Source organism: Aquibium pacificum, assembly GCF_040839445.1.
GTDB classification, from domain to species: domain Bacteria; phylum Pseudomonadota; class Alphaproteobacteria; order Rhizobiales; family Rhizobiaceae; genus Aquibium; species Aquibium pacificus.
The window spans coordinates 42,297-67,061 of the sequence record NZ_JBDPGJ010000010.1 but is presented as its reverse complement, the minus strand read 5'-3'; the positions used below and the strand labels follow the sequence as shown (position 1 = coordinate 67,061).

The 24,765-nt window shown below is 65.9% G+C and carries 20 protein-coding genes; 7 read left to right on the top strand and 13 right to left on the bottom strand.

Annotated elements, in window-relative coordinates; genetic code table 11:
* Positions 1-44 precede the first annotated feature (44 nt).
* Entirely contained in the window at positions 45-1,028 is a 984-nt protein-coding gene (locus ABGN05_RS28505) for a MurR/RpiR family transcriptional regulator (RefSeq protein ID WP_367957436.1), read from the top strand.
* Here ABGN05_RS28505 and ABGN05_RS28500 read toward each other — a convergent pair.
* From ABGN05_RS28500 to ABGN05_RS28490, 3 genes are all read right to left on the bottom strand, one after another.
* Positions 997-1,983, bottom strand: a complete 987-nt coding sequence (locus tag ABGN05_RS28500; protein WP_367957435.1) for an NAD-dependent epimerase/dehydratase family protein — start codon at positions 1,981-1,983, stop codon at positions 997-999. The genes ABGN05_RS28505 and ABGN05_RS28500 overlap by 32 nt on opposite strands.
* A gap of 82 nt (positions 1,984-2,065) precedes the next feature.
* Positions 2,066-3,547 (bottom strand): aldehyde dehydrogenase family protein, encoded by a 1,482-nt coding sequence (locus ABGN05_RS28495; protein ID WP_367957434.1) that lies wholly within the window; start codon positions 3,545-3,547, stop codon positions 2,066-2,068.
* Between the two features lie 226 nt (positions 3,548-3,773).
* On the bottom strand, positions 3,774-4,580 hold the full coding sequence (locus ABGN05_RS28490) for an N-acyl homoserine lactonase family protein (RefSeq protein WP_367957433.1): 807 nt from the start codon (positions 4,578-4,580) through the stop codon (positions 3,774-3,776).
* A gap of 172 nt (positions 4,581-4,752) precedes the next feature.
* Here ABGN05_RS28490 and ABGN05_RS28485 point away from each other — a divergent pair, with 172 nt between their 5' ends.
* Complete coding sequence (locus tag ABGN05_RS28485; protein ID WP_367957432.1) at positions 4,753-5,460, top strand: 4-carboxy-4-hydroxy-2-oxoadipate aldolase/oxaloacetate decarboxylase; 708 nt, start codon at positions 4,753-4,755, stop codon at positions 5,458-5,460.
* A 38-nt stretch (positions 5,461-5,498) separates the two neighbouring features.
* Here ABGN05_RS28485 and ABGN05_RS28480 read toward each other — a convergent pair whose 3' ends face one another.
* The 5 genes from ABGN05_RS28480 to ABGN05_RS28460 all read right to left on the bottom strand — a co-directional run bounded on the left by ABGN05_RS28480 (position 5,499) and on the right by ABGN05_RS28460 (position 10,450).
* Entirely contained in the window at positions 5,499-6,818 is a 1,320-nt protein-coding gene (locus tag ABGN05_RS28480; protein ID WP_367957431.1) for a TRAP transporter large permease, read from the bottom strand.
* Entirely contained in the window at positions 6,815-7,318 is a 504-nt protein-coding gene (locus ABGN05_RS28475; RefSeq protein WP_367957430.1) for a TRAP transporter small permease subunit, read from the bottom strand. Before ABGN05_RS28475 ends, ABGN05_RS28480 begins: the two co-directional genes overlap by 4 nt.
* Before the next feature lie 131 nt (positions 7,319-7,449).
* Positions 7,450-8,529, bottom strand: a complete 1,080-nt coding sequence (gene dctP, locus ABGN05_RS28470; protein ID WP_367957429.1) for a TRAP transporter substrate-binding protein DctP — start codon at positions 8,527-8,529, stop codon at positions 7,450-7,452.
* Positions 8,530-8,728: 199 nt separating this feature from the next.
* Complete coding sequence (locus ABGN05_RS28465; protein WP_367957428.1) at positions 8,729-9,463, bottom strand: cyclase family protein; 735 nt, start codon at positions 9,461-9,463, stop codon at positions 8,729-8,731.
* A 51-nt stretch (positions 9,464-9,514) separates the two neighbouring features.
* Positions 9,515-10,450 carry a LysR substrate-binding domain-containing protein gene (locus tag ABGN05_RS28460; protein WP_367957427.1) on the bottom strand — a complete coding sequence of 312 codons (936 nt, stop codon included), beginning with the start codon at positions 10,448-10,450 and terminating at the stop codon, positions 9,515-9,517.
* 68 nt (positions 10,451-10,518) lie between these two features.
* Between ABGN05_RS28460 and tcuA the strand changes: the two genes are divergently transcribed.
* A complete protein-coding gene (gene tcuA / locus ABGN05_RS28455; protein WP_367957426.1) occupies positions 10,519-12,057 on the top strand; it encodes an FAD-dependent tricarballylate dehydrogenase TcuA in 1,539 nt (512 codons plus the stop codon).
* Between the two features lie 56 nt (positions 12,058-12,113).
* On the opposite strand, the gene ABGN05_RS28450 is transcribed toward tcuA, so the two are convergent.
* From ABGN05_RS28450 to ABGN05_RS28430, 5 genes are all read right to left on the bottom strand, one after another.
* Positions 12,114-13,598, bottom strand: coding sequence for an aldehyde dehydrogenase family protein (locus tag ABGN05_RS28450; protein WP_367957425.1), 1,485 nt, complete (start codon positions 13,596-13,598; stop codon positions 12,114-12,116).
* The gene (locus ABGN05_RS28445) at positions 13,595-15,016 is read right to left on the bottom strand and encodes an MmgE/PrpD family protein (RefSeq protein ID WP_367957424.1); all 1,422 of its coding nucleotides are present in this window, start codon (positions 15,014-15,016) and stop codon (positions 13,595-13,597) included. The genes ABGN05_RS28450 and ABGN05_RS28445 overlap by 4 nt, the downstream gene beginning before the upstream one ends.
* Positions 15,017-15,122: 106 nt before the next feature.
* Positions 15,123-16,550: an MmgE/PrpD family protein gene (locus ABGN05_RS28440; RefSeq protein WP_367957423.1), complete on the bottom strand. Its 1,428-nt coding sequence runs from the start codon at positions 16,548-16,550 to the stop codon at positions 15,123-15,125.
* A 147-nt stretch (positions 16,551-16,697) separates the two neighbouring features.
* Positions 16,698-17,873, bottom strand: coding sequence for a mandelate racemase/muconate lactonizing enzyme family protein (locus tag ABGN05_RS28435; RefSeq protein ID WP_367957422.1), 1,176 nt, complete (start codon positions 17,871-17,873; stop codon positions 16,698-16,700).
* Positions 17,870-19,594: a GMC family oxidoreductase gene (locus ABGN05_RS28430; RefSeq protein ID WP_367957421.1), complete on the bottom strand. Its 1,725-nt coding sequence runs from the start codon at positions 19,592-19,594 to the stop codon at positions 17,870-17,872. Before ABGN05_RS28430 ends, ABGN05_RS28435 begins: the two co-directional genes overlap by 4 nt.
* A gap of 313 nt (positions 19,595-19,907) precedes the next feature.
* Between ABGN05_RS28430 and ABGN05_RS28425 the strand changes: the two genes are divergently transcribed.
* From ABGN05_RS28425 to ABGN05_RS28410, 4 genes are all read left to right on the top strand, one after another.
* Positions 19,908-21,395, top strand: coding sequence for an aldehyde dehydrogenase (locus ABGN05_RS28425; RefSeq protein ID WP_367957420.1), 1,488 nt, complete (start codon positions 19,908-19,910; stop codon positions 21,393-21,395).
* Positions 21,396-21,518: 123 nt separating this feature from the next.
* Positions 21,519-23,132, top strand: a complete 1,614-nt coding sequence (locus ABGN05_RS28420) for a flavin-containing monooxygenase (protein WP_367957419.1) — start codon at positions 21,519-21,521, stop codon at positions 23,130-23,132.
* 27 nt (positions 23,133-23,159) lie between these two features.
* Positions 23,160-23,933: an SDR family oxidoreductase gene (locus tag ABGN05_RS28415; RefSeq protein ID WP_367957418.1), complete on the top strand. Its 774-nt coding sequence runs from the start codon at positions 23,160-23,162 to the stop codon at positions 23,931-23,933.
* A gap of 75 nt (positions 23,934-24,008) precedes the next feature.
* Positions 24,009-24,761 carry an SDR family NAD(P)-dependent oxidoreductase gene (locus tag ABGN05_RS28410; RefSeq protein WP_367957417.1) on the top strand — a complete coding sequence of 251 codons (753 nt, stop codon included), beginning with the start codon at positions 24,009-24,011 and terminating at the stop codon, positions 24,759-24,761.
* Positions 24,762-24,765: the final 4 nt, after the last annotated feature.

Sequence of the window (24,765 nt, the reverse complement as noted above, 5' to 3'; positions counted from 1 at the left end):
TTTCGACACTTGGCCGGATGGCCGCAAGAGAAGAGCGCCGCGCATTGGCCAGATCAGGTGGACAGCGGACGAGGTCCGGCCCCCGCGATACGTTCGCGTTCGCCCCCGAACCGATCCGGCGCATCGGAGAGACGCTCGGCGAGCTCACCATCAAGCAGAAGCTGCTGGCGCGCTTCATGCTCCAGCATCCCGAAAAGATCGGTTTCCTGTCGATTCGCGATCTGGCCGAACAGGTGGGCGTCTCGACCGCCACCGTGTCGCGGCTCTGCTCGCAGCTCGGTTATTCCGGCTATGACGAACTGGGCCGGGAGGTGCAGCAGAGCCTCCAGTACGAGATGTCCACGCCGGCGCGCCTGCGCATGCTCAACGACGTCGCGGATCAGGCCGGCGACACGCCGCAGACGGCCTTCGACCGCGTTGTCGACATGGAGACGCAGAACCTCCTGCTGCTCCGCAGAATGGCGGACCGGGGGACCCTCATGCGCTGCGTCGAAGACCTGCACGATGCCGAGAGCGTCTTCGTCGTCGGTTCGATGGGATCGACCGCGCTGGCCGAATATTTCGCCTACGCGTTGGGGAAGGTGCGCCGGTCGGTGCGGCTTGCAAGTTCGGGCACGGGATCCTCGGACTGGCTGGCGCTCTCCAACGCCGGGCCGGAGACGCTCGTCATCCTGATCGGTTTTCCGCGCTATCAGCGCCGGACCATCGAGATCGGGCAACATGCCAAGGCGCGCGGCGCGCGCATTCTCGCCGTGACGGATCAGGAAAGCTCGCCGCTTGCTCGTCTCGCGGACCTCGTCATCCCCGTGCCGATCAGCCTGTCGACGGTCGTCGATTCCTTCGCAGCCCCCGTCGTCCTGATCCACGGCCTTGTCGTCGAATATGGCGAACGCTACCGGGCGGAGGTCCAGCAGCACCTTCTCGGGTTCGAGCAGTACACGCGCGACCTGTCGGTATGGCCCGAAACGCCGAAGCGCGATCCCGCTTCGCCGGCCGCTACGCCTGGGCCGTCTCGGACCAGGCGATGATGCGCCGGATGCCTTCCTCGATGCCGATCGAGGGTTTCCAGCCGATCTGCGCGACGATCTTGTCGTTGGAGAAGTTCAGTCGACTGGAGACCGTCGCGCGGATCTTGCCGACGATCTTCTTGTGCTCCGGCTTCAGGTCAGAGCCCATCTCCTTCAGGATGATGGCGACGAGGTCGTTGAGGGATGTCGAGACGCCGGTCGCGACGTTGTAGGATTCGCCGGTGACATCGGCCTCCATGGCCATGACGTTGGCTCGCGCGATGTCGTGGATGTGGATGTAGTCGTGGACCTCGCTGCCGTCATCGGGGATCACGGGTCTCTCCGCCTTGCGGATCGCGTCGATCGTATCGACGATGTAGGCCGAGTTCACGGCCCGGCGATGCTGGCGCTCGCCGTAGACGGACGAATAGCGCAGCGACACGAAGGGCACGCCGTAGCGCTGGGAATAAAGGCGACCGAGGTTCTCGCCGATGATCTTCGATCCGCCGTAGAGTGCAGCACCTGGCTGCTGTCCCGACCACATCCACGGCGCCTTCTCGGTGGTGACGTCCTCCTCGGTCTCGCCGTAGACCGCGACCGACGACGAGAAGATCACCTTCACCCCCGAGCGGTATCGCGCCGCCTCGCAGATGTTGAGCATGCCCGTGACGTTAACCGCGAGGCCGAGCGACGGGTTGAGCGACAGGGGTAGCGTGAGGAAGCCGGCGACGGCGAAGACCCCGGACGCGTCCTCGAAGGCATCGAAGAGTTCGTTGGTGCGCAGGATGTCGCCACGCACCAGCACGACGCGGGGATCGGATACCAGCCCGCTGACGGTGCTCTCGGTGCCGAGCGAATAATTGTCGAACAGCACCACCTGGCGCGCCCCTGCCTCCAGCAGGTGCTGGGTGATCTCCGAGCCGATCTGGCTCAGCCCGCCCGCGATGACAAATTTGTTGCCTTCGATCCTTGCCATGACGTCCTTGCTTCGATGTTTCCGCGAGGCCGCGCCGGAACGCAGCCTCAGTTCAGTCGGTGCCGCTTCAGCCGGCTGGCCGTTACAGCATGATGTGGATGGATTTTTCTTCCGTGTAGGAGACCATCTCCTCGAGGCCCCGCTCGCGTCCGGTGCCGCTGTTCTTGTAGCCGCCATAGGGCATGCCGCGGACATGTGCGCCGACGCCGTTGATCCAGACGTAGCCGTTTTCCAACGCGCGGGCGGTCTTCATCGCCTTCGTGATGTCGTTGGTCCACACGGCCGCCGTCAGCCCGAGGTCGACGCCGTTGGCCATCTCGATCATCTCCTCCTCGGTCGACCATTTCATGATCGAGAGCACGGGTCCGAAGATTTCCTCGCGGGCGATGCGCATGTCGGGGGTCACGTCGGCGAAGACCGTCGGCTCGACCCAGTAGCCGGTCTCGAACTCCCTGCCCTCCGGCCGCTTGCCGCCGCACAGGAGGCGCGCGCCGTCGTCGATGCCGGACGTGATGGCCGACATCACCTTGTCGAACTGCGCGGACGAATTAATCGGCCCCATCTGGCTGTCGTCGCTGAAGGGATCGCCCACGCGGATGGCACCGACCGCCTTCGCAACCTCTGCGACGACCTCGTCGTAAAGGTCCGCATGCACCATCAGGCGGCTGGTCGATCCGCAGGACTGACCCTGCCAGCCGAAATTCATGCCGCTGACGGCGGCCTTCGCGGCCTTGGCGGCCGGCGCGTCCGGATAGACGATGAAGGGGTTCTTGCCACCGAGTTCGAGCGACACGTGCTTGACGCAGACCTCCGCAGCGGTGCGCTGGATGGCCATGCCGGTCCGCGCCGAACCGACGAAGGAGAGCCGCTTGATCTTGCGGTGCCTGACAAGCGCCTCACCGGCCTCCTGCCCGCCGGTCACCACGCTGACGATGCCGGCCGGCAGGACCTGCGCGGCTACCTCGCCGAAGATGGACGCCGACAGCGGGCTCTGCTCCGACGGCTTCAGGATGATGGCGTTGCCGGCCATGAGTGGCGCCCCGATGCCGCACAGGGCGAAATAGATCGGGTGGTTGAAGGCCAGGATGCGCGCGCAGACGCCGTACGGCTCGCGGATGGTGAAATGCAGGTTCTTCGCCGTCGAAGGAACGCTCTGGCCCTTCAGCTCGTAGGCGATGCCGACGAAATAGCGCAGGCGCTCGAGGCCGCTGACGAGGTCGTTGCGCATCGGCGTGATGGTATTGCCGGTGTCCGCCACTTCCAGGGCCAGGATTTCGTCCGAACGCTCCTGCAGCTTGTCGCAGAATTTCAGGAGCAGCGCCGCGCGCTGGTTTATGTCTTTCGCCGCCCATTCCTTCTGGGCAAGAAGCGCGGCCTCGACCGCCTGGGCGACGTCGTCGGCGTCGGCCATCGGCACGCGTCCGATCAGTTCGAGGTTTGCCGGGTTGTGGCTTTCCAGCCAGCGGCCGCTGGCACTCTCGACCATGCGGCCGCCGATCAGCATGCGTCCGTCGTGGAACGCCCTGCCCTGAGCCGCGCCTCGAGTTTCCGAATTGACGTTCAATGCAAGCCCCTCCCCTGAAGCTGCCATTCCATTCGTTCGGGTCCGCCGGCGGCCCCGCCGGTCTCGGTCGCCCATATGGCCATGGGCAGGACCGGCATGCATGCACCAATGCCGGCCATCGGACCGGCCAACACAAGGTCTCGTATCTTCCCGGACCCGCCATGCCGCAATGACCGATCGGACATACTGGTATGCGCCGCCCCGCCGTCGTGTCGGATCCGGCCGCTCACGGTTCCCGTCCGAGCGGCGGACGGTCGACGCGGACGATCCATCCCTCCGTGCCTGCCCGCAGTTCCGGGTAGCGCTTCAGAACCTCGGGGTCGTGCCCGGGGATGACATGATCGTCCGAACTCGTCAGCGAGCGCAGGCGGCGGAAACCCCGCTGCATCGCCTCGAGGTCGAACACGGCCGGAAAGGGCCTGCCAGTCTCGAGATTGGCGAAGAAATGCGTGGCGTCCGATGCCAGCACCACCCAGCCCCGCGCGGTGCGGACGCGAACCACCTGCAGCCCGTCGGTATGTCCGCCGACGTGATGCAGGCTGATGCCCGGCGCCAGTTCGGAATCCCCGGAATGGAAGGCGACGCGCCCCTCGAAAAGGCTTCGCACCATCTGCCCCACGTCGTGGGCCTCGTAGTGATGCGCATGATCGTGCGTGCACATGTGCGCTCCGGTGCAGAACGCCATCTCGCGTTCCTGGACGTGGTAGGTCGCGTTGGGAAAGAGCGGCGTGTTGCCGGCGTGGTCGTAATGCAGGTGGGTCAGGATCACGTCTCGCACGCTGTCCGGATCGACCCCGGCAGCCGCGAGGCCTTGCCGCACCGGCGTCACGATGTGGCGGGAGCGTTTCTTTGCGGTCTCGTCGCTGAAGCCGGTGTCGACGACATAGGAGCCCTCTTCGCCCCTGATCACCCACACGAAATAGTCGAGCGGCATTTCCACGTCGTGGATGTCGCCGCCGATGAAATTCTCCGTCGAGCGCCTGGCCAGATGGCCGTAGCGGATCGCGAAAATCTCGTAGCTGCCCCGCTCCATCCCGCTACGCGTCCCGAACCCTGATCACTCGCGGCGAGCCGCCGAATGGCGGCAGTCTAGCTCTCCCGTCCGGGCCGGTGCCAATCGCCGCGGGCCATAGCAGTATAAGCGTTCGGTTCTGACAAGGTCGGACGGAACCGTCTAGATCGTCCTGAATCGGGAGGGCCACATCATGTACGGGCACATATTCCACACTGTTCAGCGGCCGGAACCGCGCCTGCTCGAGGCGTTCGCCAGGCTGCCGACCGCGACGATCTCGGACGCCATGGGACGGCACGGCGCGCTGAACATGTCGATCAGGCCGCTCTACGAAAACATATCGATGACCGGCTGCGCGCTGACGGTCCTGTGTTTCCCAGGCGACAACATCATGACGCACAGGGCGCTGCAGATGATCCAGCCAGGCGACGTGCTGGTAATCGACGACGGCGACCACGACACGGGCTGTTTCGGCCACAAGAGCGCGATGCTGGCCAGATCGCGCGGCGGGACGGGAGCCGTGATGAACGGTTCCATCCGCGACGCCAGGGAACTGCGCGCCGACCGATTTCCGATTTTCTGCCGCGGCGTCTCGCCCCGCGCCCCGCAGAAGAACACGCCCGGATCGATCAACGTCCCGGTCACGCTCGGCGGTATCGTGATCCAGCCGGGCGACATCCTGGTCGGCGACGACGACGGGGTGGTGGTGGTGCCGCTGGCCTCGGCGGAGGAAATCCTCGCCAAGGCGCAGGCCCGCGACGCACAGGAGCAGAAGGGACCCGCCAAGTCGGGCGAACTGCCGCTCGATCCGGCGGGCGCCAGGCTCGATCTCGACAGGCTGCTCGAAGGCAAGGTCGTCCACCACCACGACCTCGTCGACTGGGGGCCGGGACGGCGCTGAGCGCCTGCTGGCCTCGGTCGCGCCGCGGACGGACCTCGTCAGTTGCCGTAGAGAACCTGCGGCAGCCAGGTCGCGAGGCCCGGGAACAGGATCACCAGGGCGACAGTCGCGGCCTGCATGAAGATGAAGGGTATCACGCCCCGGTACATGTGCTTCAGCGTGATCGATTTCGGCGCGATCCCCCGTAGGTAGAAGATCGACGGCGCCATCGGCGGCGTCAGGTAGGCGGCCTGCAGCACGATCAGGAAAACCACGGCGAACCAGAGCGGATCCACGCCCGATGCCTTGACCAGCGGCATGGCGATCGGGATGACGATCAGGATCACCGAGATCAGGTCGAGCACGAAGCCGGCGACGAAGGTCAGGAGCAGGATCAACGCGATCGAGGCCCCGCCGGTAATCCCGTAATCGTTCAGCAGCGACTGCATCGCCCGCATCCCGCCGGTCGAATAGAAGACGGCGGAGAAGATGCTTCCGGCCAGAACGATCATGATGATCATCGCGGTTACGCCGAGCGTCCGGAAGAGCGCGTCCTTCATCACCGCGAACGTCATCCTTCCGTGCAGTACGGCGAGCACGAAGCAGCCGGCCGCGCCGCACGCGGCCGCCTCGGTCGGCGTGGCCCAGCCCGCCAGGATGCTGCCGAGAACGACCACAATCAGGGCGACGGGGGGAAGCAGCGCGGTCGCCGTGATGAGAAGTTTGGCTCCAAGCGAATGATCGTCGTCCTCCTCGAATTCGGCGAAGGGCGCGAGTTCGGGCTTCACGAAGCTGATGACCAGAATGTAGAGCAGGAAAAAGCCGGCCATCACGAGCCCGGGCATCATGATGCCTGAAAACAAACTGCCGACCGGCAGCGAGGCGATCGGCGCCAGCACGATGACGGTGATCGAGGGCGGAATGATGGTGCCCAGCGATCCGCCGGCGCAGATCGTGCCGGAGATCAGTTCCTTCGAATAGTTGTACTTGAGCATCGCCGGAATCGCGAGCAGCCCGATGACCGTCTCGGTTGCGCCGGCCACGCCCGTGGAGGCGGCGAAGATCGTGCTCATCACGATGGTGCCGATCGCGAGGCCGCCGGGCAGCTTGCGCGTCCAGATATGCACCGCGTCATAAAGGCGTTCGGCGATCCCCGAGCGCTGCAGCAGCGCGCCCATCAGGATGAACAGCGGAATGGCGCCCAGGACGTAGTTGGACCCCACTTCGTTCACCTTGGAGACCATCAGCGAGACGATCTTTTCGCCGAAGCGGAGGTAGCCGAAGACGAGGCTCACGCCCAGCATCGAGAACGCGATCGGGAAGCCGAGCGCGATCAGGAGGAAGAGCGTCGGAAACATCCAGATGCCGAGAAAGGTCATATCAGGCCGGCCTCGGCATTTTCGGTGTCTTGCGCTTCACCGGTGACGAGCGTGCGCACGCAACGGATCACTTCGACGAGCGCCTGAAGGGACAGAATCGCGAACCCCGTGAACAGCACCGCTCGGAGCGGCCAGACGACCGGGTTCCAGGACGACACGCCGCTGACTTCGCCCGAGCGGTAGGCGCGAAGCGCGTACTGGAACATACCGCTGCTGACGGCGACCGCGCAGGGAAGGAAGATCGTGTAGCCGACGAGGTCCACGACGGCACGCCAGCGCGGCCTCAGGCTGCCGTAGATGAAATCGACGTTGACGTGCTGGCGGTACTTGAGCGCGTAGGCGAAGCCGAGCGAGAAGATGCCCGACATCATCATGTAGCTCAGTTCGAAAGCCCAGATCGTCGGCGCGCCGAAAAGGTGCCTGCTCAGGACTTCGTAGACCATGGCGACCACGAGCGGCACCATCAGTGCCGCGCCGACCACCGCGGCAATGTCGCTCAATCGTTCCAGTTTGCTCAGCACAGGCGTCGAACCATTTCGAGGGTCAGTGACTGTCGGCGGCTCGGGCGTGGCCGGGGCCGGTCACCGGCTGTGTCTCCGATGACCGGCCCCCGGTTTCGCTCGTGTGCGGCTCAGTCCCGCGTCTGCCCGATCGGCAGGCGGAATTCACCCCACACCGCCATGTGCTTCTGGGTCTCGCGCTGGCTGTCGTAGGCCTTCTTGAACCACTCGTTGGTCGCCGCCTGCTTCTCCGCCCAGGCGAAGGACGCTTCCTTGGCCTTGGCGATGAAGGAGGGATCGAGCTCAACGAATTCGACGCCCTTGGTCTCGTGCAGCTTGCGCCAGGCGTCGATGTCGTTGTCACCGTAGGCCAGGAAGCTCTCGTAGGTGTTCAGCTTGCCGGCGAGCTTGATCGCTTCCTTGTCGTGATCGGAGAGCGTTTCCCATGCGTCCTTGTTGAACATGCATTCGTTGAAGCTGGCCGGCTGATGAATGCCCGGAACGATGATGTAGGGTGCGATGGTGTGGAAGCCGGCGGTCAGGTTGATCCCGGGGCCACCCCATTCGACCGCGTCCACGACCTTGCGTTCCAGCGCGTCGAAGACTTCCGGTCCGGGCAGCACGACCGTGGTCGCGCCGAGTTCGGTGGCGATCTCGGCCCATGCGCCCGAGGTGCGCATGCGCAGTCCTTGGAAATCCTCCAGCGTGCGCACGGGCTTGTGCGAGTGCAGGAAAATCTCGGTCTCGACGATGTTGCAGGGGATCGAGACGACGCCGAACTTCTCCATGCGCCATTCGGCCAGCAGCTCCTCGCCGCCGCCCTTGTAGAGCCAGAACATGTATTCTTCCGGCGTCAGGCCGCCCGACCAGCCGGCAAACACGACGCCCGCCTTGTCGATGCCGATGTCGTAGGCCATCCAGTTGAGGCCGACTTCGGCGAGACCGTTCTGAACCGTCTCGGTGACCTTCAGCGCCGGGCCGACCATCCCGGGAGCGGCCACGTCGATCTTGACGCGACCTTCAGTCAGGAATTCGACGCGTTGCGCGAAATTCTTCGCGCCGACTTCCATCCAGATGCCCCCGGCATGCGCCGCCAGCGTCCACTGCACGTTTTCGGCGTGGGCCGTCGTCGCTGCCGCCGAGAACCCGAGAACGAAAGTCGCGGCCGTCGTCAGCGCGCGGACCAATGATCCATGTTTGAAGTCGCCCATGTTGCCATTCCTCCCTTGAAAAGCAAACGCTAGGGTGGAAAGTCAGGTGGGGCAAATACCCGAACATCCTCCCAGGATGCCCAAGCTGCATACTAGGAAATGAGGCTCCGGATCAGCGATCCGCATCGAGACAAGGGCCCAGGCTCGGATGGTGTCTCGAAGAACGGCGGCCGGGCCAGCACGCGCGGGAGTGGATCGGTCAGCCCGCGACTTCCCGGCACAACGCCCGAACCGGGGCGCCGTCCGATCCCTCGATGTTCAGCGCGTTGAACAGGAACTCCACCCGCCGCCCGGCCAACGTCCCGTGGCCACGAAGGTGCTCGCAGATCAGGATGCCGCGGCTCAACAGGGCCCGATGGACGGGCCAATTGAAACCTTCCGGGCGAAGATCGTAGACGAGGTCCGGCGTGGCATAGTCGCAGGCGAAGAGCTTGATCCTGCGCTCGACCAGCCACTGCGCGGCTTCGACGGACAGGCTCGGGTGGCGGTCATAGGCCGGGGTGCCGAAGCGCCTGTCCCAGCCCGTGTCGATCGCCAGGATGTCGCCCTCGCGCAATCCAGGGGACATCCCGGTCAGGCGGTCGAGCGCGATGACTTCCTCGGGTTCGCAGGGGACCGACCAGACGACGCCCGCGCCGTGCAGTCGGTCGAGCGGAATGTCCTCGAAGGCCGGACCGTCGAGATAGTAGTGCCTCGGCGAATCGATATGCGTCCCGGCATGCACCACCATCTTCAGTTCGGTGACGTTGAAGGGATGGTCCGGCATCTCGCGGACCCGGCGGAAGGAGGGCTTGTCGAAGATCGACGCGCAGGGCATTCCCGGCTCCACGCGGTAGGACAGATCGATCCACGGTCCGGCTGGCAGCCCCGGCTGGGGCGCCACGAACTCGTTCCAGCCCAGCCAGCCGGTGCCCGGCTGCACCGCTTCACACATGATGGCCTCCCTGAGAAAATTCGGCGGACGGCCCGCCGCGAAAACCTGCCGTCAGTCGCGCGCGATCGCGCTCTTCAACGCCGACCGCACTGCCCTCAAGGAGAGGTTCTCGGACAGCGAGGAGATGAATTCCAGCACGTAGGGCCGGATGTAGCTCGTCGGGCGCAGCGTGATGGTCGTGGTGCTGGGCGGAAACAGGTGGCTGGCGTCGCGCGCTTCCAGGCCGATGTCCTGCGCCGGGTTGTAGGCGACGTTGGTCAGGATCGCGAGCCCGAGATCGAGCAGCGCGTAGGTCTTGGAGACGTCCGCGTCGATGGCGCTCAGCGCGAACCTCGGTGTGCAGCCGGCGCGTTGGAACGCCTCCATCACCTTCCACCGGCCGCTGTAGCGGGTGTCGTAGGCGATGAGCGGATGGGCGGCGAGGTTCTCGTAGGTGAGCTCCGGCTCCGAGAAGATCGAGTGCCCGCTGGGGCCGACCACGATGCGATGGATCTCGTTTCCCTGCAGGCGGAGCAATTCGGGAAAGTTGCGCTGGGTTTCCGGACCGACCGAGAAATCGGCCTCGCCGTCCTCGACCATGGCGCAGATCGTTTCGGGATCGCCCTGCTTGAGGATCAGCTCCACCTTCGGATACCGCTTGATGAAGCTCGCCACGATGTTGGGCAGCACGTAGCGCGCCTGCGTGTGGGTCGTGGCAATCACCATCTGGCCCTGGTCGAGCGCCTCCAGATCCATCTTGAGGGAGCGCAGCGTGGCGACGTCGGCCGTCACCCGCTTGGCGATCGCCAGCACGTGCTCGCCGGGCTCGGTCAGCCCGATGATGCGGTTGCGCGTGCGGCGGAAGATGTCGACGCCGAGCTCCCCCTCGAGCACCTGGATCTGGCGGCTGACGCCCGGCTGGGAGGTGTTCAGCGCCTCCGCCGCCGCGGACAGGTGATTGCCCTGTTTGGCGATCTCGGCGACGTATCTGAGCTGCTGCAACTTCATCTGGGTATAACATCAGCAAATCCAAGAATGTCAACTCGTTCTTTGTATGCATACTCGGAGGCCCGTAAGTGTCACCGTCGACAGAGTTCGAGACGGGGAAGAGCGCCTTTATGTCCGAGGACGCCAGGTACGACGTGATCGTGGTCGGTGGGGGAAATGCGGCGCTCTGCGCCGCCATATCGGCCCGAAACGCGGGCGGCAGCGTGCTGCTCCTGGAGCGGGCGCCGGAGGAGGAACGCGGCGGCAACAGCACCTTCACCGACGGCAAGTTCCGCGCGGTCTACAACGGGCTGGAGGACGTCAAGGCCCTGGTGCCGGACCTGACGCAAGCGGAGATCGATACCACCGATTTCGGCGAATACACCGAGAACGACTTCTTCGACGACATGGCCCGCATCACCCAGATGCGGACCGACCCGGACCTGTGCGAAATCCTCGTGCGCAGCAGCCGCGACGCCCTGTTCTGGCTGAAGGAGCAGGGCATCCGCTTCATGGCCAACTACGGCCGCCAGGCCTACAAGGTGGACGGCCGCTTCAAGTTCTGGGGCGGCACCACGCTGGTCGTCTCCGCCGGGGGACCCGGGCTGGTCGACGGCCTCTACACGCGCGCGGAGAAACTCGGCGTCGAGATCCGCTACGAGGCGGCGGTGAAAAGCCTCGTCCACGAGGACGGGCGCGGGGTCACCGGCGTGCGCGTCTTCGTGGATGGAGAGATGAAGACGGTGCGCTCGAAGGCCGTTGTGCTGGCCTGCGGCGGCTTCGAGGCGAACGCCGAATGGCGCGCCAAGTATCTCGGGCCGGGCTGGGATCTCGCCAAGGTGCGCGGGAGCCGCTTCAACACAGGCGACGGGCTGGCCATGGCGCTGCAGATCGGCGCGCAGCCGACCGGCCACTGGTCGGGATGCCATGCCACGGCCTGGGAACGCTACGCCGCCGACTTCGGCAATTCCTCCGATACCATCCAGTACCAGCGCCACAGCTACACGTTCGGCATCGTCGTGAACAAGAACGGCGAGCGGTTCATCGACGAGGGTGCCGACTTCCGCAACTACACCTATGCCAAATATGGCCAGGAGGTGCTGAGGCAGCCCGAGCAGGTCGCCTGGCAGATCTACGACGGCAAGGTGCTGCATCTCCTGACCGACGAGTATCGCTCACGGCTCGTCACCAAGGTCAGCGCGGACACGATCGAGGGCCTGGTCGAACAGCTCGACGAGGTGAACCGCGAGCGTCTGCTCCACACGATCGAAACCTACAATGCTGCGGTGGATACGAGCGTGCCGTTCGATGCCAACAACCTCGACGGCCGCGCCGCCAGGGGACTGCCGGTGCCTCGTTCCAACTGGGCGAACCCCCTCGATACCGCTCCGTTCGAAGCCTACGCCGTCACCTGCGGCATCACCTTCACGTTCGGCGGCCTGAAGATCGACCTGAAGGGCCAGGTGCTGGACACGGACGGACGGCCGATACGGGGTCTGTTCGCCGCCGGCGAGATGGTGGGCGGCATCTTCTACCACAACTATCCGGGCGCCAGCGGCCTCACCAGCGGGACGGTCTTCGGCCGGCTGGCGGGCGCAAGTGCGGCCGCGGCCGCTCTGGCGGGATGAGGCGATAGCCTCCCCGCCACGGCGCGGCGCACGGCGCGTCATGGCAATTTCGAGTCTCAGTTGGCGAAGGGATCTTCGGGCACGCCGGTCGACAGATCGACGACGATGGTCTTCGTCTCGGTGAACTGGTCCATGACCTGCATAGAGTTCTCCCGGCCGATGCCGCTCAGCTTGTAGCCGCCATAGGGCAGCATCCAGTGCACGGGGCGGAAGGTGTTGACCGAGACGAGCCCGCACTCGATCCGCGCCGCGACACGGTGGGCACGGGAAAGGTCCGAGGTGAACAGGCCGCCGACCAGCCCGTAGTCGGTCGAGTTGGCAAGCCCGACCACTTCCTCCTCGGTATCGAACGGCATGATCGCCAGCACGGGACCGAACACTTCCTCGCGCGCGAGCCGCGTCGTGGGATCGACGTCGGAGAACACGGTCGGCTGCACGTAGTAGCCGACATCCAGTCCCTCGGGCCTGCCGCCACCGGTCAGCAGCCTGGCGCCGCTCTCGCGCCCCAGCTGGATGTAGCTCTGCGTCTTCGCCAGTTGCTCGGCCGAGGTGTGTGGGCCGATGTGGGTTTTCGGATCGGACGGCGCGCCGACGCGGATGCGCGCCGCGCGCTCGGCAATCGTCGCGGCAAACTTCTCGTAGACCGGGCGCTCGACGAAGACGCGCGAGGCGAGCGAACAGGACTGGCCGGTCGAGCGGAAGGCGCTGTGGACGGCGACCGTCAGCGCGCGGTCGATGTCGGCGTCGGCAAAGACGATGTAGGGCGACTTGCCGCCGCATTCGAACGTGCAGCGCTTCAGATTGTCCGCCGCCGACTTCATGATGCGGATTGCCGTGCCGTGGTGGCCGGTGAAGGAAATCTTGTTGACGCCGGGATGGGAGGCCAGCGCCTGGCCGGCGATCTTGCCGTAGCCCGGGCACACGTTGACCACGCCAGGCGGCACGCCGGCCTCTTCGGCCAGCCGCGCGATCTCCAGGATGCTCGCGGGCGTCTGTTCCGCCGGCTTGATGACCATCGTGTTGCCGGCGGCCAGCGCCGGGCCGAGCTTCCAGCAGCACAGGAGGATCGGCGAGTTCCACGGCAGGATGGCACCGACGACGCCGACCGGCTCGCGGCGCGTGTAGGCCAGCATGTCTGTCCTGAAGGGGATCTGCGCGCCGTTCACCTTGTCGGCGGCACCGGCGAAGAAGGTCAGCCAGTCGGCGGCGCGCTGCATCTCGCCGAACGTGTCGCGGACCGGCTTGCCGTTGTCGCGGCTTTCGATTTCGGCGAGTTGGCGCGCATTCGCGGTGATCAGTTGCGCAAGCCTGTAGAGAATAGCTCCGCGCCTCGATGGGTCCATGCGCGACCAGGGGCCGGAGAGCGCGGCGCGCGCCGCCTTTACGGCCGCGTCGATGTCGGCCTCGTCGGCCTCCGCGACGTGCGCCCAGACCTTTTCGGTCGCCGGATCGATCGACTGGATGATCCTGCCGGAATGCGGAAGGACCCATTCGCCACCGATATAGAGGCGGTCGCGGACGAAGAGGCCGTCGCCGCTCATTCGGCCGCCCTTGCTGTCCCTCCGGCAGCGGATTCGATTGCCGAGACGACCGCGGCGAACGTCGCGTCGTGCGGCGTTTTGGCGAGCTTCTGGCCGACCGCGCGGGCCGCGTCCCCGAAATACCAGGACGTGTTGCGCTCGAACTTGTCGAGGACGTCGTCCTCGAGGAGCGGCGCTTCCGGGCATCCGGGATGGTAGGGCACGTGGCAGTGATAGGTCTTGCCCTTCGCGGTCACGTCGAGGATCGCCGGGCAATGCGCGGGATAGTCGGAGTCCGGGTCTTCCTCGGCCTCGATCTTGGCCGCCAGCTTCAGGATGCGCTCGTCGCGCAGCCTCTCTTCGGCGAAGGATTCCAGCCCGACGGTACCAAAGATCAGCGCGGAGGCCACGCCGAAGAACAGGCTGAAGCGCCCCTCGTGCGGCGTCTGGGGGCGCTTCTTGCGCTCACGCGGCTCGGTGACCAGCGTCAGGCCCGGCTCGGCCAGCTTGCAGTTGACGGCGGTGATGTCGTCGACCGTCACGCCGTCGGCCTCGAACTCCTTCAGGATCCGCTTGGCGGCCTCGATGAAGGCGTGCAGGAGCTGGCAGCAGGGATAGGGCTTGTACGCCGTGTCCGGCAGGTACCATTTCGATCCGAAACCGCTGCCTCCCGTGACGAAGTCGAGTTTTCCGGTGATCGGCGTGAGATGCGTCTCGAAGAAGCCGAACTTTCCCTCGAACACGCTCTCCGGACCGGTGATGCCGGCCTGGGCGAGATCGATCGCCAGGATGCCGGCGTGGGCGCCCCAGCCGCCGTGCAGGATTTTGGAGGTCGAGCCTGTGCGGGTCGATTCCTGGATGCCGGAGGCGAACGTCCCGGAGATGCCGAGCGCGTCGACGATCTTCTCTGCCTTGGCGCCGACGAGATTGCCGATGGACGCCGCCGCGCCGAAAGGCCCCAGGAGCGAGCTCGTATGGTAGCCGCGAGCCAGGAACCGGTCGCCGCCAACGAAGCCGAGGCGGATCATCACCTCGTATCCGGCGGTCACCGCCGCGATCATTTCCTTCAGGGAAGCGCCACGCGCCTCGCCCGCAGCGAGCACGGCGGGGGTGACGGTAGAGCCGGGGCGCGCCAGCGAGGAGCCGTGCTTGTCGTCCATCTCCAGCGCCTGCGCCAGCGAGCCGTTCAACAGTGCCGCGAGTTCCGGCCGCGCCTGTCCGCCCACGCCGAACAGCGTGGCTCCGGACGATCCGCCCCAACCGCGGGCGAGCGCCTGCGCTGCGCGCCCGCTTTCCTCGGCCGGGCTGGCGCCGGCGATGCACACGCCGATGGTGTCGACGATGTGCAGCAGGGCCGCGTCGCGCACCGCTTCGGGGATGTCGTCATAGCTCAAATCGGCCGAGAAATCGGCGATGGTCCGTGCGAGCAGCTTGCCCATGTTCGTCATAACTCCCTTGGCCGCGCCCGGCGGCAGCGGGTCCGCATCGCAGCGCGATCGGAAGATCGCGGCGGGACGGCCCCGAGCAATCCCGTGATCGGCCTGACTAGGCCTTGACGTCCTGCAGCATGCGGCCGAGTTCCGGCGCCGGCTCGGCCGCGGTGTCCAGGCCCTGTACCATCGCGTTGATGCCCTCGACGGCGTCTTCCTTCAGGACTCGGCCCGCGAGGTTCTTGAACTTCGCCGACAGGTCCGCGTCGCTGATCGGGTTGCGCCAGTGACCGCTGCGGTAGGTCTGTTCGTGGTGGTATTCCTGGCCCGACTTCATCGTCACCGTGACCCGCACGGCGCGCATCTCGTGCGGCCCGCCGGCATCGAGTTCCGGATCGACGACGACCTTGATGCGGTTGGCGAGGTCGATGATCTTCGGATCGCGCAGCTTGTCGTCGGTGTACTGGTCGATGAAGGCGGTGCCCTCGAGCAGGGTGACCGCACCCGTATAGGGCAGGTTCATCTGCGCGGTGATGGTCTCCTTCGGCTCGTAGGGCCAGCCGCAGTGGACGTAGACCATGTTGGTGGTCCGCACGAGCACGCTCGCCACGTCCTCGCCCCTGATCCCGTGATCGGCGCGAATAGCGCGCAGCGCATCGACGGTCGTCTGGCTGCTCGCCAGCGACGAATACTGCTTAAACCCGTTCTTGCGGATCTCGAACTCCTCGCCGAGCTTGTTGGTGGCCCAGCTCAAATCGTACTTGTCGGCATAGGTGGAGCAGAACCCGCCATACGGCGCTTCCAGCACATCGCGCACGCCGGTCAGGCCTTCGCGGGCGCAGAGCGCCGCGATGATGCCGTTCTGCGAGGCCTTGCCTGAATGGAACCTCTTGGCCATGGCGCCGAACTGCGAGGCCATGAGACCGGCCGCCTGGGAACCCGCGAGCCCGAGCGCGTTGACGAACTGCTCGACGTCGAGGTTCAGCATCTTGCCGACGGTGGCGGCCGAGGCGAAGGTGCTGGTCAGGCCGCAGGGGTGGAACCCGCGGTGGAACGCATGCGGGCTGACGGTATTGCCGATGCGCGTCCCGAGCTCGAAACCGACGACAGTCGCCAGGATGAGATCCTTGCCGGAGAACGGGCCGAATGCCTCGGCGCAGGCGAGCAGGGCCGGCACGACGCCCGCGCCGTAATGCGACATCGACTGGTCGTGGCAGTCGTCGAGTTCGAAGCCCTGCGCGGAGGTGCCGTTAATGAAGGCAATGCCGAGCGGGTCGGCCTTGAACTTCTGGCCCCAGGCGCTCGACTTCTGCGACTGGCCGAGGCTTTCCACGACGCGCCGCACGGACTGCGTCCAGGGGGTCTGCGCGCCGAAGACGCCGCAGCCCAGACTGTCGAGGATACAGCGCTTGGCATCCGAGATAACCTCGGGCGGCAGGTCCTCGTAGGTGAGGTTCACCGCGAATTCGGCGACCGCGCGCGTAGCGCCCTGCCCCATTTCGCTCTGCTTCAGGCTCTGGGTGGAAGCGACGTCGATGTTCATGGTTTCATTCCCGTATTGATCGCGCGCGACCTCGCGGCGCCATGGGAGCGCGCTCGATCACACGTCTTGCTGTCACCAATTTCGCGAAGATCGGCCATACCGTCCAATTATTGTTTGACCGACTGGTATTACCCGATCGTATCCTGGTCAGGCCCGGATCTCGAAGGTCTGCAGCGTCATGCGCTCGAGCGCGGCGAGATCGAGCGTCAGGCCGAGGCCCGGTCCCATCGGCACGTCCACCGCCCCGTCAGTGATCGACATCGCGCCTTCGGCGACAAGCGGATCGGGTCCCTTGGGGCCGACGCCGAAGGCGAATTCGGCCGCGCCGAAGGTACGGCGCGCGGGGATCGTCGCGCAGAAATGGCAGGACGCGGCGGCCTCGAACTGAGATGCCACGGCCAGCCCGCCGCTGTTGATCAGGATGCCATGCGCCTCGCCGAGCGCGGCGATCTTGCGGGCCGGAGTCAGCCCGCCGACCTTGTAGAGCTTGATGCAGTAGACGTCGACCGCGCGGGCAAGTGCCAGGTCCGCCGCGTCGGACAGGGTGAACAGGCCCTCGTCGGCCATGACCGGCACACCCTTCGCCTGCGCCCTGATCTCGGCCATGCCGCGGACGTCGCGCCGCAGCACCGGCTGCTCGACATATCCGAGGTCATGCTCGCGAACGGCGTGCATGAAGGCGATGGTTTCCGGAACGGTCCAGCCTGTGTTCGGGTCGACGCCGATCACCACGTCGTCTCCGAGTGCTGCCCGCACCTTGCCGAAGTTTTCGACGTCGCGGCGCCAGCCGCCCTTGCCGGCCGCCTTGAGACATAGCACCTTGATGCCGTAGTCGTCGACGGCGGTCCGGGCCTCCTCGATCATGACGCCGACGTCGTCGGCCAGGCTGACCGACCATTCCAGTTCGATCCGGCTCTGCGAACATCCGCCGAGCAATCGGTGCACCGGCACGCCCAGCGCCTTGCCCATCGCGTCGTGCAGCGCGATGTCGATCAGCGCCCGCGCCGCCGGATTTCCCGCAAGGCGCGAGGTCAGCAGTTCGTCGATCGCCTCGATGTCGAAGACGCTCCTGCCGATCAGCAGCGGCCCGTAGACCTCGCGGATGGCGGTAGCGACGCTCTCCGACGTATCGGCCACGAAATGGCCGGGGCTGATGGGACGGATCTGCGCGTGGCCCTCGATCCCCTCGCCGATCAGCCGAAGGAAGACCGGCTTCCCCAGAAGCTGTCCCGCCGGGCCGGAATCGTAGGAGCCGCTGGAGAAGATGCGCTTGATGCGGATCGGCATCTCCGTGATGCGGACCTCGATGCGCTCGATCTTCATGATGCGATCCTCATCGTTTCGCCCGGTCCGACCGGGCGCCGCCCGGTCGTATCCCCTCGCCGGGACGCGCCGGCCTTGCGCTCGGCAAGGATCATGTCCGAGGCCTTTTCGGCAAGCGCGATGGTCGGCGCATTGGTGTTCGAGGAGGGAATGGTGGGGAAGACCGAGGAATCGACGACGCGCAGGTTCCGGACGCCGTGAACCCTGAGGTCGGGGGCCACCACTGCGTCGTCGTCCGTGCCCATCCGGCAGCTTCCCACGATATGCCAGGTCGTCTGCGTGGTCTCGCGGATATAGGCCATGATCTCCTCGTCGGTAACCGTGGCGGCGCCGGGCCTCGTCTCCTTGACGATCAGCGGCCGCATCGAGGGCTGCGCGGCCACCGCGCGGACCGCCTTGATGCCCTGGAGCAGGACCCGGGCATCGTCCGGGTGCTCCAGATAGGCGGGATCGATCTTCGGATAGGCATAAGGGTCGGGCGAGCCGATATGCACCGAACCGCGCGACTTTGGCTTGAGCCCCATGACGCCGACGGTGAAGCCCGAATGCGGATCCAGCCCGTCCTGTGGGCGCCGCGCGTAGCGGTCCCGCCCGGAGAACGGCTGCAGCTGGATCTTCAGGTCCGGGGAGGTCTCGTCCGGCCGGCTGTACATCACCGTGTGCGCGGTCGCCGAGCAGATCGACAGCAGTCCCTTGCCGAACATGAGGAATTTCAGGCCCTGCTTCACGCGCACGACCGGGTTCTGGAGCACGTCGTTGATGGTGATCGGCTTGGCGCATTCGAAAGTGAGGCGCGTGTTCGGATGATCCTGCAGGTTCTCGCCGACGCCGGGCATGTTGCGCTGAACCTCCACGCCCTGCGCGGCGAGGATGTCGGGATTGCCGAAGCCGGAAAGCTCCAGCAGTTTCGGCGACATGACCGGCCCGGCGGAAAGGATGATCTCGGCCGATGCATCGACGCGTGTCGTGACGCCGTTTCGGCGGCACTCGATCCCGACGGCGACGCCATTTTCGACAATGACCCGAGCCACCTCGGTATCCGTCCAGACCTCGAGATTGCGGCGGTTGCGGACCGGGCGGAGGTAGGACCAGGAGGTACTGGAGCGGAAACCTCGCTTTGTCGAATATTGCAGGTAGGCCGTCCCCTCGTAGGAGCCGTCATTGTAATCGTCGACGATCCTGTGCCCGGCCTCGCCGCTGGCCGCGACGAACCCGTCGGCCAGTTCGTCGAACCGGTCCAGCTTGACGGCGCCGATGGGTCCCTTGCGTCCGCGATAGGCGTCGTCGCCACCGCTGACATAGGTCTCCATCTTCTTGAAATAGGGCATCATGTCGTCCCAGCCCCAGCCCGGCGCACCCATGCCGGCCCAGGAATCGAAGACCCATGGATCGCCCCGCACATAGACGTTGCCGTTGATCGAACTCGATCCGCCCAGCACGCGTCCCCGGGTCCACAATTGCGTGCGGTCGTTCAGCGCCCTCTGCGGCTCCGTCACGAGCGGCCATGTGACGTCCGGATTCTTGAGGAGGTTCACGACCAGCAGGGGAACGCGGAAATTGATGCTGCGGTCCTTCGGCCCTGCCTCGATCAGCAGCACCCGGGTGCGGGCGTCCTCGGACAGTCTGTTGGCAACGACGCATCCGGCGGAGCCTGCTCCGACCACGATGTAGTCGAACGTCGGCGACGGACGCCCTTCGCGCAGCGTTACGGAGCCGGACACGCACTACCTCCCAAAGATGGACCCGCGCCTTCCGGGCGAGCCGCAGACAGGCTCTGCCTAGCCGACCGCGCGCGTTCGGTGAAAGACTTTGGCGGCGTGGCAGCATAACGGCCGAGCATACCGGACGACCTTGCCTCCTGCACGAAGTGCGTGGAAAATCGAGGGCGAAGCGACGCTCCGGGAATAATTGCTGGTAATGCTGGCCATCCCAAAAGTTATTTTCTTGTTCTTCTCGGCCTCCCTTATACAATCCGGACTGGTCGCATGGCGTGCTTGCTCCGCATAGCCCGCGAAGCAAGAGGAGGACCGTCGGATGGCGCATGCCGGGCAAAGCTACGATCTCTACATCGGCGGCCAATGGGTGCCTCCGGCAGCCGGCGAACGCTTTCCAACCTTCAATCCGTTCACGCAGGAACCTTGGGCGACGGTCTCGCAGGCCGATGCCGACGACGTCGCACAGGCAATCGCCACGGCGCGCAAGACGTTCAACGAGGTGTGGTCGCGCAAGACAGGGCTCGAGCGGGCGACCCTGCTGTTCAAGCTCGCCGACCTCACGGAACAGTCGGCCGAACGAATCGGCACGCTTGAGACGACCGACAACGGCAAGGTCATCCGCGAGACGACGAACCAGGTCCGCTTCCTCGCCAGGACGCTGCGCTTCTATGCCGGCTATGCCGACAAGATCTGGGGCAAGGTCATCCCGCTCGACCGCAACGACGTATTCGACTACGCCTCGCTGCGCCCGCTCGGCGTGATCGGCATCATCACGGCGTGGAATTCGCCGATGGCGCTGCTCGGCAACAAGCTCGCGGCCTCGCTGGCGGCGGGAAACTGCGTAGTCGTCAAGCCTTCGGAGCATGCCTCGGTCACCACGCTCGAGTTCAGCCGGCTGGTCGAGCAGGCCGGTTTCCCGACGGGCGTCTTCAACGTCGTCACCGGAGATGCCAGGACCGGAGCGGCGCTCGCAAGCGCCGAGGGCCTCGACAAGATCAGCTTCACCGGCAGCGGCACGGCGGGCCGCGCGATCGCGGCGGCGGCCGGGCGCACGCTCACCCCGGTGATCCTCGAACTCGGCGGGAAATCGCCCAACATCATCTTCGCCGATGCCGATCTCGACAAGGCGAGCGTCGGCGCCTTCGCCGGCATCTTCGCCGCCACCGGACAGACCTGCGTCGCCGGCTCGCGCCTCCTGGTGCAGCGGCCGGTCTACGACCAGATCGTCTCCCGGCTGGCCGAGCGCGCGCCGGCGATCCGCCTCGGCAATCCGCTCGACATGAAGACCGAGATGGGGACGGCGGCCAACGAGCCGCAGTTCGACCGCATCATGGGCTTCATCGCGTCGGCCAAATCGGAGGGAGCCCGGCTGGTCACCGGAGGCGCGCGCGCCACCGGCAGCGACCTCGGCAAGGGCCTCTTCATCCAGCCGACGATCTTCGCCGACGTGCGCAACGACATGAAGCTGGCGCAGGAGGAGATCTTCGGCCCGGTGCTGGCGGTCATCCCCTTCGATACGGAGGAAGAGGCGATCGCGATCGGCAACGACACGCGCTACGGCCTGGCGTCCGGCATCTGGACGCAGAACATCAATCGCGCCCACCGGGTCATCCGAGCCCTCAACACCGGCATGGTCTGGGTCAACACCTATCGCGCGGTCGCCGCGCAGATCCCCTTCGGCGGCGTCAAGGAAAGCGGCTTCGGGCGCGAACGCGGCGAGGAGGGTCTGATGGAGTTCCTCGCGCCGCAGAACGTCATGATCAATTTCTCCGAAGAGGAACGCGATCCCTTCGCCATCCAGACCTGAGGCTCGCTTCGGGTGCGGCGGTCCGCGCCGCCGACCGGTTCGAAAGCGTCCGGAAATCGCACCATCCGATCCTGAGAAGCGCGGCGCTCAAGCGTGCGGTCTCCAAGAAGGAAAAGACAAAAGATGTCCGACAGCCGGAGCGAACATACGAGCTTCGACGCCATCGTCGTCGGGGCGGGTTTTGCCGGCCTCTATACGCTCTACCGGCTGCGCGAACTGGGCTTTTCCGCGCGGGTGCTGGAACGGGGATCGCAGATCGGCGGCACGTGGTACTGGAACCGCTACCCCGGCGCGCGCTGCGACGTCGAGAGCCTGCAATACTCCTACTCGTTCTCCGACGAGGTGCAGCAGGAATGGCACTGGACCGAGCGGTTCGCCAGCCAGCCGGAGATCCTGCGCTACATCGACTTCGTCGCTGAAAAATTCGACCTGAAGCGCGACATCGAGCTGAACGCGGGCGTGAAATCGGCGGTCTTCGACGAGACCCGCGAGCGCTGGACCGTCACGACGGAGGACGGGCGGCAGATGGACTGCCGCTACGTGATCTTCGCGACGGGCGTCCTGTCGGTGCCGGTCGAGCCGTCGATTCCCGGCCTCGACGCGTTCCAAGGCAAAGTATACCGGACATCGAAATGGCCGGAGGCGGCCGTCGACTTCGCCGGACGGCGCGTCGCGGTCGTGGGCACGGGATCCTCCGGCATCCAGGTCGTTCCCGCCGTTGCGCAACAGGCGGAGCGTCTCTTCGTCCTCCAGCGCACGCCGAACTATTCGGTGCCGGGATACAACGCCCCGATGGACCCCGACTTCGAGCGGGATTGGAAGGCGAACTACCGCGAGCACCGGCAGCAGGCCGCCGCGACGCGCAACAACAACCTCTTCCGCCCCGGCACGGCGGCCGGACGCGACACGCCGCCCGAAGAGCGCGAGCGCGAATTCGAGGAGCGGTGGAAGACCGGCGGGCTCGGCTTCACCTATGCCTATCCCGACCTCACGCTCGACGAGGAGGTCAACCGCCACGCCTCCGACTTCGTCCGTCGCAAGATCGCGGGCAAGATCAATGATCCGGAGGTTGCCGCCCGGCTCGTGCCCACCGAATACGGCATCGGCGGCCGTCGCCTCTGCGTCGACAACGGCTACTACGAAACCTTCAACCGGGAAAACGTGACGCTCGTCGACCTTCGCGAACAGCCACTGGTCTCGATGACGGAGCACGGCTTCAGGACGCAGGCCGCCGACTACGCGATCGACGATCTCGTGCTCGCCACCGGCTTCGACGCCTTCACCGGCGCCCTCGTCCGCATCGACATCCGCGGTCGCGGCGGCCTGCCGCTGAAGCAGAAGTGGTCGGACGGCCCGGCCAACTATCTCGGCCTGACGGTCGCCGGCTTCCCCAACATGTTCATGCTCGCCGGTCCCGGCAGCCCCTCGGTGCTGTCGAACATGGTGATCTCGATCGAACAGCACGTCGACTGGCTCGCGGCCTGCCTCGGCTACCTGAAGAGCCGCGACAACGCTTCGATCGAGGCGCGGCCGGAAGAAGAAGCGAAATGGGTCGATCACCTCATCTCGCTGGCGCAGAAGACGCTGATATTCCGGACCAAGTCCTGGTACACGGGCGCGAACGTGTCCGGCAAGGACAACTCCTACTTCATGTACATGGGTGGCACGAACAACTACGTGCGCGAAATAACGGCGGCCGCCGATGCGTCGGACTACGGCGGCTTTATCATCAAATGAGATTCGTCAGCGTTGCGGGAGGAAGAAATGGCTTCTGAACAGAAGGTCGCCGCGATCACCGGGGCGGCGAACGGGATCGGCTGGGCGCTGGCGCAGCAGTTCGCGGCGGCCGGCTACGCCGTATGCGCCATCGATCTCGACCTGGACACGGCCCGCGCGCGGGCGAAGGAACTCTCCGGCGACCACGACGGCTTCGCCTGCGACGTCTCCGACGCCGATCAGGTCGCGAAGGCTTTCGCGGCGATCGACAAGCGGTTCGGGAGACTGGACGTGCTGGTCAACAATGCGGGCATCGTCGGATCCCAGGAAGCGTCGATCCACCAGGATATGGAGTATTTCGACCGCATCACGAAGGTGATCGTCAACGGCACCTTCCTGTGCTCCCGCGCTGCCTATCATCCGATGGCGGCGCAGCGTAAGGGTGCGATCGTCAACGTCGGATCGATCGCCGGCCTGGTCGGCCTGCCCCGGCGCAACGCCTATGGGGCTGCGAAGGCGGGCGTGCATTCCCTGACGCGCGCGCTGGCCAGCGAATGGGCGGCGCAGGGCATTCGCGTCAACGCCGTCGCCCCCGGCTTCATCGCCACCTCCATGGTGCAGGGGCTGGTCGAGCGAGGGTTGGTCGACGAAGGCCGCCTGTCGCGGCGCATCCCGATGGGCCGGCTTGGCACGCCGGACGAAGTCGCCGAGGCCATCCTGTTCCTCGCGTCCGACAGCGCCCGCTACATCACCGGTTCGGTCCTTTCCGTCGACGGCGGCTGGGCGGCATTCGGCGACGCCGGAAACGCATCCGAAGCTTAGGTTTGTCCGCCTTCGAGGCGGGCGCGATCACGCGCGGACGCAGCCCGCGAGAATTCATGGAAGTCGGAGGACCAGATGCCGAGGCTAGAGGGAAAGGTCGCGATCATCACGGGCGCCGCCGGCGGCATGGGATCGGCCGCCGCGCAGCTTTTCACCAAGGAGGGCGCGAAGGTCCTGCTGGTGGATCGCGAGGAAGAGGGTCTGGTGAAGTTGGCGAACCTCCTGCCGGCCGACCAGGTGTCCTACTTCGTCGCGGACGTGACCGACGAAGAGGCGACGAAGGCCTTCGTCGCTGCGGCACCCAAGCGGCTCGGAGGCCTCGACATCGCGCTTCTGAACGCCGGCATCGAGGGCCAGATCGGCAGGATCGACGAATTGCCGGTCTCCGCGTTCGATCGCGTCATGGCGGTCAATGTGCGCAGCGTCTGGCTGGGGCTGGCATCGTTGATGCCCGCCATGCGCGCGACGGGGGGAAGCATCGTCATCACCTCGTCCGGCGCCGGTCTTCGCGGCTCGGCGGGCCTGGCCGCCTACAGCGCCAGCAAGCACGCCGTGCTGGGGTTGATGAGATCCGCCGCGCTCGAGGGAGCCAAGGACAGGATCAGGGTCAATTCCATCAATCCCGCCCAGACGCGCACGCGCATGATGGCGGCCATCGATGCCCACCTGGATGCGGCAGGGCGGACCGCGGACCCCGCAGCGAAAATTCCACTGGGGCGCTACGCCGAACCTTCGGAGGTGGCATCGATGATGCTCTTCCTCGCTAGCGACGAAAGCAGTTTCTGTACGGGTTCGGTCTATCCGGTGGACGGCGGCTCGATGAGTTGAGCCC

What these genes read in the sequence shown, in the direction of transcription:
- ABGN05_RS28500 (WP_367957435.1), bottom strand. Translation starts at nt 1,983, where the DNA reads ATGGCAAGGATCGAAGGCAACAAATTTGTCATCGCGGGCGGGCTGAGC.
- ABGN05_RS28490 (WP_367957433.1), bottom strand. Translation starts at nt 4,580, where the DNA reads ATGGAGCGGGGCAGCTACGAGATTTTCGCGATCCGCTACGGCCATCTG.
- ABGN05_RS28485 (WP_367957432.1), top strand. Translation starts at nt 4,753, where the DNA reads ATGTACGGGCACATATTCCACACTGTTCAGCGGCCGGAACCGCGCCTG.
- ABGN05_RS28480 (WP_367957431.1), bottom strand. Translation starts at nt 6,818, where the DNA reads ATGACCTTTCTCGGCATCTGGATGTTTCCGACGCTCTTCCTCCTGATC.
- dctP (WP_367957429.1), bottom strand. Translation starts at nt 8,529, where the DNA reads ATGGGCGACTTCAAACATGGATCATTGGTCCGCGCGCTGACGACGGCC.
- ABGN05_RS28465 (WP_367957428.1), bottom strand. Translation starts at nt 9,463, where the DNA reads ATGTGTGAAGCGGTGCAGCCGGGCACCGGCTGGCTGGGCTGGAACGAG.
- ABGN05_RS28460 (WP_367957427.1), bottom strand. Translation starts at nt 10,450, where the DNA reads ATGAAGTTGCAGCAGCTCAGATACGTCGCCGAGATCGCCAAACAGGGC.
- ABGN05_RS28450 (WP_367957425.1), bottom strand. Translation starts at nt 13,598, where the DNA reads ATGAGCGGCGACGGCCTCTTCGTCCGCGACCGCCTCTATATCGGTGGC.
- ABGN05_RS28445 (WP_367957424.1), bottom strand. Translation starts at nt 15,016, where the DNA reads ATGGGCAAGCTGCTCGCACGGACCATCGCCGATTTCTCGGCCGATTTG.
- ABGN05_RS28440 (WP_367957423.1), bottom strand. Translation starts at nt 16,550, where the DNA reads ATGAACATCGACGTCGCTTCCACCCAGAGCCTGAAGCAGAGCGAAATG.
- ABGN05_RS28435 (WP_367957422.1), bottom strand. Translation starts at nt 17,873, where the DNA reads ATGAAGATCGAGCGCATCGAGGTCCGCATCACGGAGATGCCGATCCGC.
- ABGN05_RS28425 (WP_367957420.1), top strand. Translation starts at nt 19,908, where the DNA reads ATGGCGCATGCCGGGCAAAGCTACGATCTCTACATCGGCGGCCAATGG.
- ABGN05_RS28420 (WP_367957419.1), top strand. Translation starts at nt 21,519, where the DNA reads ATGTCCGACAGCCGGAGCGAACATACGAGCTTCGACGCCATCGTCGTC.
- ABGN05_RS28415 (WP_367957418.1), top strand. Translation starts at nt 23,160, where the DNA reads ATGGCTTCTGAACAGAAGGTCGCCGCGATCACCGGGGCGGCGAACGGG.
- ABGN05_RS28410 (WP_367957417.1), top strand. Translation starts at nt 24,009, where the DNA reads ATGCCGAGGCTAGAGGGAAAGGTCGCGATCATCACGGGCGCCGCCGGC.